Source organism: Bradyrhizobium sp. sBnM-33, from assembly GCF_032917945.1.
Taxonomy (GTDB): domain Bacteria; phylum Pseudomonadota; class Alphaproteobacteria; order Rhizobiales; family Xanthobacteraceae; genus Bradyrhizobium.
The window spans coordinates 6655536-6667015 of the sequence record NZ_CP136624.1; the positions used below are offsets into that span (position 1 = coordinate 6655536).

General features: G+C 63.3%; 13 protein-coding genes. All 13 read right to left on the reverse strand.

Translation table 11 applies throughout. The features are described 5' to 3' along the window. Positions 1–20: 20 nt before the first annotated feature. The 13 genes from RX328_RS31510 to RX328_RS31570 all read right to left on the reverse strand — a co-directional run bounded on the left by RX328_RS31510 (position 21) and on the right by RX328_RS31570 (position 11374). Positions 21–1355 carry a c-type cytochrome gene (locus tag RX328_RS31510; protein WP_213252371.1) on the reverse strand — a complete coding sequence of 445 codons (1335 nt, stop codon included), beginning with the start codon at positions 1353–1355 and terminating at the stop codon, positions 21–23. A 13-nt stretch (positions 1356–1368) separates the two neighbouring features. Then, positions 1369–1755, reverse strand: a complete 387-nt coding sequence (locus RX328_RS31515; protein ID WP_213252372.1) for a gamma-butyrobetaine hydroxylase-like domain-containing protein — start codon at positions 1753–1755, stop codon at positions 1369–1371. Positions 1756–1763: 8 nt separating this feature from the next. Beyond that, entirely contained in the window at positions 1764–1919 is a 156-nt protein-coding gene (locus RX328_RS31520) for a hypothetical protein (RefSeq protein WP_198028055.1), read from the reverse strand. A 35-nt stretch (positions 1920–1954) separates the two neighbouring features. Then, positions 1955–2980 carry a formate dehydrogenase subunit gamma gene (locus tag RX328_RS31525; protein WP_213252373.1) on the reverse strand — a complete coding sequence of 342 codons (1026 nt, stop codon included), beginning with the start codon at positions 2978–2980 and terminating at the stop codon, positions 1955–1957. Positions 2981–3047: 67 nt separating this feature from the next. Then, entirely contained in the window at positions 3048–3644 is a 597-nt protein-coding gene (gene fdh3B, locus RX328_RS31530) for a formate dehydrogenase FDH3 subunit beta (protein WP_028348819.1), read from the reverse strand. 14 nt (positions 3645–3658) lie between these two features. Then, the gene (locus RX328_RS31535) at positions 3659–6625 is read right to left on the reverse strand and encodes a formate dehydrogenase subunit alpha (protein ID WP_213252374.1); all 2967 of its coding nucleotides are present in this window, start codon (positions 6623–6625) and stop codon (positions 3659–3661) included. A 13-nt stretch (positions 6626–6638) separates the two neighbouring features. After that, positions 6639–6848 carry a hypothetical protein gene (locus tag RX328_RS31540; protein ID WP_213252375.1) on the reverse strand — a complete coding sequence of 70 codons (210 nt, stop codon included), beginning with the start codon at positions 6846–6848 and terminating at the stop codon, positions 6639–6641. 34 nt (positions 6849–6882) lie between these two features. Beyond that, positions 6883–7671, reverse strand: coding sequence for a molecular chaperone TorD family protein (locus tag RX328_RS31545; protein WP_213252376.1), 789 nt, complete (start codon positions 7669–7671; stop codon positions 6883–6885). Positions 7672–7796: 125 nt separating this feature from the next. Beyond that, entirely contained in the window at positions 7797–8501 is a 705-nt protein-coding gene (locus RX328_RS31550; protein WP_213252377.1) for a DUF3306 domain-containing protein, read from the reverse strand. Beyond that, positions 8498–9016 (reverse strand): DUF3305 domain-containing protein, encoded by a 519-nt coding sequence (locus RX328_RS31555; RefSeq protein WP_249726511.1) that lies wholly within the window; start codon positions 9014–9016, stop codon positions 8498–8500. The genes RX328_RS31550 and RX328_RS31555 overlap by 4 nt, the downstream gene beginning before the upstream one ends. 21 nt (positions 9017–9037) lie before the next feature. Then, positions 9038–10060 carry a DUF6352 family protein gene (locus RX328_RS31560; protein ID WP_213252378.1) on the reverse strand — a complete coding sequence of 341 codons (1023 nt, stop codon included), beginning with the start codon at positions 10058–10060 and terminating at the stop codon, positions 9038–9040. Beyond that, a complete protein-coding gene (locus tag RX328_RS31565; RefSeq protein WP_213252379.1) occupies positions 10057–10632 on the reverse strand; it encodes a DUF6505 family protein in 576 nt (191 codons plus the stop codon). The genes RX328_RS31560 and RX328_RS31565 overlap by 4 nt, the downstream gene beginning before the upstream one ends. A 7-nt stretch (positions 10633–10639) precedes the next feature. Beyond that, positions 10640–11374 carry a biotin/lipoate--protein ligase family protein gene (locus tag RX328_RS31570; protein WP_213252405.1) on the reverse strand — a complete coding sequence of 245 codons (735 nt, stop codon included), beginning with the start codon at positions 11372–11374 and terminating at the stop codon, positions 10640–10642. Positions 11375–11480 lie beyond the last annotated feature (106 nt).

The window sequence follows — 11480 nt, forward strand, 5'->3', positions numbered from 1 at the left end:
ATAGCGCCCAGCCAAGCGCTCTATCGCTTTGTCGCTCGCTCGAGGAATTGCACCAGCGCGGCACGGTCCTGCTCCGAGCCGATGCGCTGCTCCGGCATCTTGGTGCCGGGCGTATAGGCTTGCGGCCCGACTTCGAACAGCTTGGAAATCGTCTCCGGCGTCCAGACGATATCGAGCTTCTTGAGCGCTTCGGAAAAATGATATCCAGGCGCGGTCGCGATGCGCCGGCCAAAGATTCCGGCGAGCGTCGGCCCTGCGCGATTGGCCTGATCGGCGCCGAGCGTATGGCAGGCGACGCAGGCGCGGAAGATTTCCGCGCCGCGATCGCCGGCATAGGCGGCGAGCGGATCTCCCGCCGTTTCCACGAGGAGCGGATCGACCGGCTCGCCTGTCACGGCGTTCCAGCGCCGGATGATGTTATCAGCGCCGCCCGTGAGCAGCGTACGGCTGTCGGGTGCGAATACGACCGACCAGACCGGCAAGCCCGGGCCGACCAGCGTGCGCGCGAGCGTACGCGCCTTGCGGTCGATCACGGCGACCGTGCCGCCGATGCCCGCGGCGGCCACATGCGCGCCATCAGGTGAAATCGCAATCGAGATCACCGGCCTTGGCCCTGCCGCGAGCTCGCCGGCGCGCGCGCCGCCGGCGGTCAGGAAGTAAACCTTGCCGTCGGCACCGCCGACCGCGATTTCACCGTCACGGCCCGCCGCCACGGCGTTGAGCGGTGTCGGCATCGGAACGACGGTCGGCGCCTGCGCGCCCGACAGCGGCCAGATGCGAACGCTGAGATCGTAGCTGACGCTGACCAGCGTGCGGCCGTCGGCCGTAAACGCCACGCCATTGACGTTCTGCGTATGCTCATCAAATACCCGCGGCGCACCGCCTGCGAGCGGCCAGAGCCGCACCGTGTGATCCCACGAAGCCGACGCGAGCGTCGCGCCATCAGGCGACACGGCGAGCGCTACGATCGGCGCCGTGTGGCCTTCGAACACCGCGTCGGGCTCTGCCTTGCCAAAGGTCCAGATGGCGATGCGACCGTCAGCGCCGGCGGTCGCTGCGCGTCCCTCCCCGAGCAGCACGACTGCGTTGATTGCGTCGGAATGGAAACGAAGCACCTGCTCGGCCGCATTGCGCGTCAGCGACCAGCGGATCGCAGTTGAATCGAAACTGCCGGAGATCGCGCTTTGACCATCGGCCGAGATCGCCAGCGCCCGAACCGGCCCGCCATGCCCACGCAGTTGCGCGACGGCGGCCGTTGCGCCTATCGGCAGCGCGATCAGCACGGCCGCAAGCGCCAGAAGCGCCGACCGGCCTGCCTTGCGACGTGAAGCTTTCGCCGAATCGCTGGATGCCATTCCCGCCGGCCCTTTAGCGTACGCCCGGCCTGTCGCGGTCGAGCCCCTTGGCTTGCAGGTCGTCGAGGTAGTCCTGAAAGCGCCGCTCGGCATTCTCACCGAGATCGCGCAAGAACGTCCAGGAGTAGATGCCGGTCGCGTGCATATCGTCGAACCCTATTCTGACGGCATAATTGCCGACAGGATCGACCGAAAGAATGGTGACATTGCGTTTGCCGCCGACGGTCTTGCGCTCGGCTTCGGAATGCCCCTGCACTTCGGCCGACGGGCTGGTGACCCTGAGCAATTCGGCGGAGAGATCGAATGTGCGGCCATCGTCGAAGGTAACGCGCAAGCTGCGGCGATCCTTCGGCAGGCGGATTTCGACCGGCCACGCCAGCGTGACGTCAGGCGCGCCCACCGCCGGCGTCAGCTCGGGCCAATCAGATTATGGCCGGGATCGCCGACCCTGGCACCCGTGGTCGTAAAGGCGACGGAGCTCGACTCCTGAAAGTTGTTGAGCACGATCGCAACGCCAACAGCAGCAACGACTGCGAATGCTACTGCCGCAACAAAGGATTTCATGTCACTTCCTCATGTTTGACTTGAGCCGCGCCGGATCATTCGGCCGGCACGGCTCGGGCCGGGCTCTCGGATGGAGCCTCGCCCTTTGCCTGCTGTTCCTTGACCCAGAGCGCGTGGTGTTCCTTGGCCCAGTTGAGATCGACCTCACCGGTTCCCATCGCGTCGAACGCCCCCTCCATGCCGATCGAGCCGATATAGATGTGCGCCAGCATGACGGCGATGAAGAGCATCGCGATCACGGCATGGATGACGGTCCAGAACTGGAGCGCCGTGACGTTGGCCGGAAGATACGGGAACAGCAGGAACCAGCCGGACACCGACATCAGCACGCCACCAATGATCACGATCCAGAAGATGCCCTTCTGGCCCGCGTTGAAACGCTTGGCCGGCGGATGCTTGTCGTCAGACAGAAGGCCCCCGCCCTGCTTGAGCCATTCCCAATCGAGCTTGCTGGGGATGTTATCCTTGATCCAGATCAGGAACATGATCGCAAGACCCAGCATGAACGGGAATGCCAGGTAGTTGTGCGCAAGCTTGGCCCAGGCTGACATAGTCGCAAAAGCGTCGGGGCCGAACAGCGGCAAGATCAGGGTGCGTCCGAAGCTGACGTTCAGGCCCGAGAGCGCCAGGATGATGAAGCAGCTTGCCGTGAGCCAGTGTGTAAACCGCTCGAAACTGGCGAAGCGCAGCATCGTCTTCCCTGAGAACCCCTCATGCACGCGAATCCGGCCGCGCACCATCAGGAAGATCGCGAGCACAGCCAGCATGCCGAGGATGGAAATGCCGCCGATCCACGGCAGCTTGCTACGCTGGAAGTCGCGCCAGTCGCGCCCGGCGGGCTGGATCAAGCTGGCAGCCATCCCGTCGGGGATCGATACGCGCCCGGTGATCTTGTCGCCCTCCTTCAGCGCGTTCAGGAGCTTGTCTTCCTGAACGGCCTCGGCGGTCGGCTTGAACGAAATCTGTGCAGCCGCGGGCTGTGCGAGAACGAACAGCAAAGCGAATGCGGCGAACAGCGGTTTGAACACCGCGAATCTGAGACTTGAAAGTGAGCCTGGCATTTGCCAACGCCTTTCGGTTATCGGAATTACCCTGATGCCGCCGCGCCGAAACGCGGCGGCCGTTGCATCAGCCGGTCGGCGAATCGCTGTAGGCGGTCTTCCAGCCCCACATGCCCGAGCCGTAACCGCGCTTCATCACCCGCTCCTTGTAGATCTCGGCGATGATCGCGCCGTCCCCGGCGAGCAGCGACTTGGTCGAGCACATCTCGGCGCAAATCGGCAGCTTGCCTTCGGCCAGGCGGTTGGCGCCGTATTTGGCGTATTCGGCCGGGGTGGAATCGGCTTCCGGCCCGCCCGCGCAGTAGGTGCACTTGTCCATCTTGCCGCGCGATCCGAAGTTGCCGACCTTCGGATATTGCGGCGCGCCGAACGGACAGGCGTAGAAGCAGTAGCCGCAGCCGATGCACAGATCCTTGGAGTGCAGCACGACGCCGTCCGCGGTGGTGTAGAAGCACGACACCGGGCAGACCGCGGCGCACGGCGCGTCCGTGCAATGCATGCAGGCCATCGAGACCGAGCGTTCGCCGGGCTTGCCGTCATTGATGGTGACGACGCGGCGGCGATTGATGCCCCACGGCACTTCATGTTCATTCTTGCAGGCGGTCACGCAGGCGTTGCACTCGATGCAACGGTCGGCATCACAAAGAAATTTGACGCGAGCCATGATCTATTCTCCTCTCACGCCGCTTGAATCTGGCACAGGGTCACCTTGCCCTCGTGCATGCCGGTGACCGGGTCGTAGCCGTAGGACGTGATCGTGTTGACGCTTTCGCCGAGCACGATCGGATCCGAGCCCTTCGGATATTTGCCGCGTTGGTCGACGCCCTGGAACCAGCCGGAGAAGTGGAATGGCATGAACGCCACCCCCTTGCCGACGCGGTCGGTGACCAGCGCCTTGACGCGGGCCTTCGAGCTGTTTTCCGGGCCGTAAACCCAAACCCAGCCGCCATCCTTGATGCCGCGCTCGGCGGCATCCGAGGTGTTGACCTCGACGAACATGTCCTGCTGCAATTCCGCGAGCCATTTATTGGATCGGGTTTCTTCGCCGCCGCCTTCGTATTCGACGAGGCGTCCCGAGGTCAGGATGATCGGGAATTGTTTGGCGAGCCCCTTCTCGACCGCCGCCTTCTGGATCGAGAAGCCCAGATTGGCCATGCGGAACTGACGCCCATCCGGACGCGTCGGATATTTTGCGACGAGATCAGGCCGCGCCGTGTAGATCGGCTCGCGATGCACCGGCACGGGATCGGGCAGATTCCACGCCACCGCGCGGGCCTTGCCGTTGCCATACGCCATTACGCCATGCTCCAGCGTGACGCGGATGATGCCGCCCGACAGATCGACCGCCCAACCGACGCCGTCCGGATTGTTGCCGCCGATCTTGTTGATGGTGGCCAGCTCTTCCGCGGTGAGATCCTTGTCCCAGCCGAGCTTCTTGAGCACACCATAGGTGAACTCGGGATAGCCGTCGGTCAGCTCCGAACCCTTGCTGTAGGAGCCTTCAGACAGCAGGTTGACGTTCTTCACCGAGCCGTCCGGCTGCTTCTCCTCATAGACCACGCCGAAGCGCGCGCGGAACGTGCCGCCGCCATCCTTGGCGTGCAGGTTGGTGTTGTAGAGCGTATGCGTGCCCGGATGCCGGATCTGCGGCGTACCCCAGCACGGCCACGGCAGGCCATAATAGTCGCCGCCGATCTCGGGCTCGTCCGCCTTGGCGCGCAGCGTCACCAGGTCGAACTTGCCCTGGTTCTTCATGTGCGCCTTCAACCGCTCCGGCGACTGGCCGGAATAACCGGTAGAGAAGCCGCCGCGGTTGATTTCGCGGAGCAGGTCCTCAGGCACCGGTCGCTTGTTCTCGACCTTGATGTTCTTGAACATCTTGTCGGCGAATCCGAGCTTCTCTGACAGCAGATAGATGATCTCGTAGTCGTCCTTCGATTCGAAGATCGGCTTAACGATCTGCTCGCCCCACTGCAGCGAGCGGTTGGACGCCGTACGCGAGCCCGAGGTCTCGAACTGGGTACAGGCCGGCAGCAGATAGGTACCGTTCTTCCGATCGGAGATCGCGGCAAAGGTCGTCGGATGCGGATCGGCGACCACGAGCAGTTCGAGCTTTTCGAGGCCCTTCACCATTTCCGTCATGCGCGGCACGGTATTGCCGCCGTGGCCCATGATGACCACGCCCTTCACGGCATCGCGCTGATCGACATCGTCGGGATTGGACAGCGTCGCATCGAACCAGCGGGTCCACGGGATGCCCGGCAGCTCCATATTCTGCTTGCGGGTGCGTGCCGGACGGCCCGCCTTCGCCGGAACTTCGTCGAAGCGCGACTGCAGGTAATCGTACTCGACTTCCCAGACCCGGGCCCAGTGCTTCCAGGCGCCTTCGACCAGACCGTAATAGAGCGGCAGCGTCACGATATCGAGCCCGATATCGGTCGCGCCCTGCACGTTGCAGTGGCCGCGGAAGATGTTGGCGCCCGAGCCGAAGGACCCGACGTTGCCCGTCGCGAGCAACAGGTTACAATAAGCGCGGACGTTGGCGGTGCCGACGGTGTGCTGGGTGCCGCCCATGCACCAGACAATGGTCGATGGCTTTTGCTTTGCGAAGGTCTCGGCAACTTTCTTCAGTTGCTCGCCGGGAATGCCGGTGACGCGCTCGACCTCTTCCGGCGTCCACTTCGCGACTTCGGCGCGGATCTGGTCCATGCCGTAGACGCGTTGCTTGATGAATTCCTTGTCTTCCCAGCCATTGTTAAAGATGTGGTGCAACATGCCCCAGATCACGGCAATATCGGTGCCGCCGCGGAACCTCACATATTCGGTGGCATGCGCCGCGGTGCGGGTGAAGCGCGGATCGAGCACGAACACGTTGGCGCGGTTCAGCTCCTTGCCGGAGAGGATGTGCTGCAACGAAACCGGGTGGGCTTCGGCGGCATTCGACCCCATGAAGACGATCGTCTTCGAGTTGCGCATATCGTTGTAGGAATTCGTCATTGCGCCGTAGCCCCAGGTATTGGCGACGCCGGCAACAGTGGTCGAATGGCAGATGCGGGCCTGGTGGTCGATCGAGTTGGTGCCCCAGAACGCCGCGAACTTGCGGAACAGGTAGCCGCCCTCGTTGGAGAATTTTGCCGAGCCGAGCAGATAGACGGAATCGGCGCCCGACTTGGCGCGGATTTCGAGCATCTTGTCGCCGATCTCGTTGATGGCCTGATCCCAAGAGATCTTCTGCCACTCGCCGTTGACCAGCTTCATCGGGTATTTCAGCCGGCGGTCGCCATGGACGAGTTCGCGCACCGCCGCGCCCTTCGCGCAATGCGAGCCGCGGTTGATCGGGCTGTCCCAAGCCGGCTCCTGGCCGACCCAGACGCCGTTCTGCACTTCGGCGATCACGGTGCAACCGACCGAGCAATGCGTGCAGATGTTCTTCCTGATTTCCGTCGGTGCGCCGACCTTCTCCGGTCCCGCCTGCGCCTTGCGCACAGAGCCGAGCGGCATCAGGCCGATCGCGGCGCCCGCACCGGCCGCCAGACCGGACCGACGCAAGAACGTACGGCGGTCGAGAACTCCCGACGCGAGGCCGGCGGCGATACCTTGCAAACGCGCCTTGCCCGCGGATCCGTCTCTTCGCTTCATCAACATGTGCGTCGTCCCATCAATAGCGGTTTACGCGATAGAAATTCTTGACGTGATCGCTTTCCTTATAGCGCGCCTTGACGCGCTCGGCCTGCGACTCATCCGCAGCCGCCTCGCTGCCCGCAAGCGGCACAACGGCTGCTGCAGCGACCGCCGAACCGCCCATCAGAAACAGGCTGCGCCGATCCACCACTGTGGCCCGTGACTTATTGTCAGATGGCTTGCTCATTGCATTCTCCCCTTGTCACGTTGCCTCATCGCCGTCACTCGGACAGCGTGAAGGCCTCAGATTCCAATTCCATGAAGACACGGCCGGTGCGGCCGACGGCGCGGTAGAAGCGCGCCGATTGCGATATTTCCAGATCGGCGAACATCCGCGCCGCCCACGGCTTGAGATGACGCTCGAAAAAGCGCGCCTGCTCGGCGAACTCGGCCTCGAAGTCGCCGCGTGCGAGCCCAGCCATGACTTCGAGCAGAATCGCGATGTGATCTTCCGGCTCACGCGAGGTGCCTGCGCGCTCGATTCCAAGCGCACGCAGATCCTCGCGCACCCGCGCCAGCGGGCGCTCGTGAAGAAAGCCGGTGAGATAATAGGAGGCATAGGGCAACAGCTCGCCGCGGCCGAGCCCGATGAAGAGATCGAAGAACTCCTTGCTGACGGCGCGGTCGTCCGTCGCCGCGGCGGCGGACGCGAGTTCGACATGCGCCATGCCGAGATCGGAGCCGTCGCCCTTCAGCGTGGCAACCCGTTGCAGCGTTTCCGCATCCGGCGCCTTGCCAAGCAGCAACGACAACAGGCCGTATTCCGCGGCACGCAGTTGATCGATCTCGTCGATTTCGGATTTCGATGTCACCTGATCCTCGGACGATCCGTAAAGATCGGGACGCAGGGCGAGACGATCCACCTGCGTCAGCGCCTCGACCGCGAGAACCCGCTCCGCAGGAGTACGCGACCATGCGGAAACGGAGGGCTGCGCAATGCCTAACCCCCGCGCCAGCGATCCGACGCCACCTGCTGTCTTAATTGCTAGTTCCAGTCCGGCATCACGCATGGTGCTACCGATATCTCCCCGCCCGCGCCCGCGTGCCTCTTATTCAGGCACACACTTTAGAACTGGAATTATTCCAGGAAGAAATTTGTAGCATAGGCCCCACCTATGTCCGCAAATACTTTTGTCTAAACAATCGGTTTTGCGGTGCCATGGCGTCGCACTCGTTGCTGCGGTGCAACACATTTCGCTGCCTCGGATTCGCGCAGCGACGCAGGTTCCTCTGTGTCCCGTTTCGCCTCTGAAACGAGTTCCGTTTCCGTCGAGGGTTCATCAGGCTGTCGCAAAGACCCCTCAGAATGGTCTTCCTGCGATTTTGCCGAGAGTTGACGTTCAGCGGGCTGTGGCGAAGGACCTAACACCTCAGTTTCGGAATTTGCGACGGAATTTGTTGTTTCGGCCGTGGGCTTGCCCATGATTTGCGCGACCAGCCGCGCCACGTCGACGCCGGCCCCGAGTTCGCCGCCGCCGGGCACCCCGCCCGGCGCGTTCCAGTCATAAGCATATTCAAGTGCCGGACTGACGTAGTTGCGAATCGCGGGGTCCAGAGCCCAGGACTTACGCAAAGCTGCATTCCGCAAATGATCGGGAACGCCTTTACGAAGAAATGCGGTGATGTCGGTGCTCTCCGTCAGCTCCTCGAGCTTGGGTAGCGTCGAGAGATCGAACTCCGGCTCGACCGCTTCGACTTGCGCTGGGGAGGGAGCCGGCGAATCGCCGCTTTCGACAGCCGGCGTGTCCCGCTTCGGCTCGGTCTGTTTAGCTTCCTGCTTGCGCTGCGACCATCGCGCCAGAAAGCCCTTGTCCCGATCGGCTTCGTCCGGACCACTCATTTGCGACCCATCCTTTCGTCCGGCCCGCCGCCCGGCACCCGCGGCCGGTCACCGCTGGCGCGATCCCGCTTGCGCTTGTGGAACACGCGCTCGACATGGAATCGATCGACGAAGGCCGCAATCCATGACGCGATCTCGGGCGGCATCGGCACGGTGCCGATCACGTCGCAGCCGCTTTCGAACATTGCCTCCCCTTCGGTCGGGTCGGCGGTCACTTTCGTCAGCTCCAGTTCATGGCCACCATCCTGACGCCGCAACGCGACCCAGATCCGCGGCTCGCCATCGGCAAGGTTGTCGCGATAATTCGCCGTCTCTGAGCTGAACAGATCGATGCTGGCCGAGCCCGCGTAATAAGTCGTCGCATCGGCTTCGGTGGCCAGCGCAGTCCACGGCGCGGTCGCGGGCACTTCGTCCAAAATCATCGCCGGCGACCACAGCTGGTCGATCCAGGGATTGTCGATCGAACGGCGCCGCACCACCACGCCGACCTCGCGGGATACCTCAGTCATTGCCATGTCGCACCTCCGTTCGGTGGATCATGTGACATTCGCGGCGGCGGCCAGCGGCAAGCCCGCGATCAGATTTTGCGCCTTTAGTCTCACGACCTTGTCAGCGCCCATGGCGAGGATGAGGTAGACTGGTTTGTCGCCGACCCGCTCATCCACCAGCCGCACATCTTCGAAGGTCAGGCGCATCAAGGCTACGATCCGTTCAGCAACGGCATTCTCCAGCCGCTCGCCGCGCCACAGCGCATTGCCGATCCGCGTCGCCTCGCTGTCAAGGCCGATGAACCAGCGCCAGTCGCGATCCTCGATCGTGGCAATATTTTCGACGCTGACGGTAACGCCAAGCAGGTGGCCAATCCAGCGCTCGATGACCCGGCAGAGCCCGGCGCGCGCTTTCTTGTTGCCGCCGATATTCATCACCATTGCATGGGCGTCCGATCGCGACCAGTAGGTCCAGGCGTTTTCGTCGTCCATCACATCCATCTCGCCGAATGACTTTGGCTGCTGCAGCATGGCTGTCAGCGGCGATGAATGCAGGTCGTGCTGGGCATGCTGCTCCGCCTCGATGACTTCCGCATCGGCGAGCAGCAACGTGCCTTCGTGAATGGCCGCGAGCTGGCTGCGATAGAACAATTCGGCCGCCCGCAAAATATAAGGATCGTCGCAGCCTTCGAGCACGTTGCGCAGGATCAGGTGGCACAATTGCGACAGAAAGATCGGCGGTAGATCGCCGGCACCTTTGCGGGCGAGCGCGACATAGACCGCCTCCAGCGACGGCGCCGCCATCAACCGGTCGCGGAAATTCATCATGAAGGACCAGTTTTCCCGCGCGTCAGCATCGGCAAGCCGGGCGATATCAGCGCTCGAGACCGGGCGTAACGGATCGGCCATCAGGCTCGCATGCAGATGGCGCTCGGCCTCGCAAGCATCGGCCGGCGGCATCAATTCGGGCCGCGCCAGATAGGCCATGATGAGTTCGGGCGTCGCGACGAGCCCGCCGTGATCGGCGCGGCGCGTGAGGTGATGGCCCGAGGCGACCCAAAATTCTCTCATGTACGATCCGTCGTCCTGGCGTCGGTCCTGATCAGCCCGAGAAGATCGACCTCTTCGGCAGGTTCAACATCGCCTTCGACTTCATGAAAGGTAAAGGCGCTGGCATGCGCGTGCAACCGGTCGGCATCTGCGGCAACCGCGCGCGGCTTGAGGGTACGAAAGCGTTCGCGGATTTCGCCGTTTTCGACGCTGCGCTGCACGGCGAGCAGCGTCTGCGGCGGGTGTTCGCACAAGGAAGCTGCGAACGCGATCTCCTCCTCGGCGGCAAGACGGGCGGCATCCGCATCGGGCGCCCCGAATTTCGCCAGCAACTGGCTTGCAAGCCGCTCGATCATCGCCTGCCGCTCCGCTTCGCTCGCTTCGGTGACAATGGCAAGCGTCGACCATCCAAGGCTGTCGATGCCGAGAAAGCCGGAACGCAGCGCCACGCGCTGCTTCTGGCCGAGCGTGGCTGGATCCCGGTTCCAAAAAACGAACGCGCCGGAAACCGCCCATTCGCCGGGTTCCGCCGCCCGTTCGAAGACAAAGGTATCTGATGGGTCCAGCCTGATGGTTCGCGGAAATTTCAGCATGTCCGCCTCATCCGAATTTCGGGCCGCGCGCCTGCGGATCATACCAACTGGCTCTTGCAAGCGCATCCACAAGACGGTTCCGCTCCGGCTCTCGGCCGCCGACCGGCATGCTGACCAGGAGATCGCCGTTAACGTCGATGCCCCGGCGCTCACCAGCCTTGCTCTTGGGAAGCCGTTCCAGATAGTCCCGCGCGATCGCCTCGAAGCCGCGCTCCTTCCACCGGTCGAATGCCGTCATCAGGTGCCTGGTGAAGCTTTCGATGATGGCATCAGTATCAACCATCTCGAAACCTTCGCTCAGCAGGGACACGCCCGACGCCGCCTGCACCTCCGGAACATGCGCCATGGCGGCAGCGCGCAGGATAACGCCGAAAACGAGCCATGCCGGCACCTCGTCCTCGGCGCAATCCACCGGCCAGGCAAGTCGTCCGCCGCCGAGCAGTCCGGCGTCGAACCTGATGCCGTCAGGCCAGTCGAACTCAACCTCCCGCTCCGGCGGACAATGGGCGGCAATCGCATCCGCCAGCGCGTTCATGCCGGCAAAGAACGCCCGCCGCGCCGACCTGAGCGGCTCGTCGGGTTCAAGGACCACCGCGAACTCGACCAGATCGTAGCGGCGTACCCACACCAGCGTTCCGGCCCCCGCCTCGGCCGCGATCTCGCGAGCATGGGCAAAGGCGTCGCCGAGCTCGCGCAACGCGACCAAAGTATAACCGGGTGGCAAATCGAGCGTCTGCTCCATATCTGTTGGACGAACGATCACGAGCGGTTAATCCCTAATTGCTCCACGGGCCGCTTGTGTATGCTATTACGCGCAAGTTGGCCACGCGAGCGGCCTTTGTATCTTG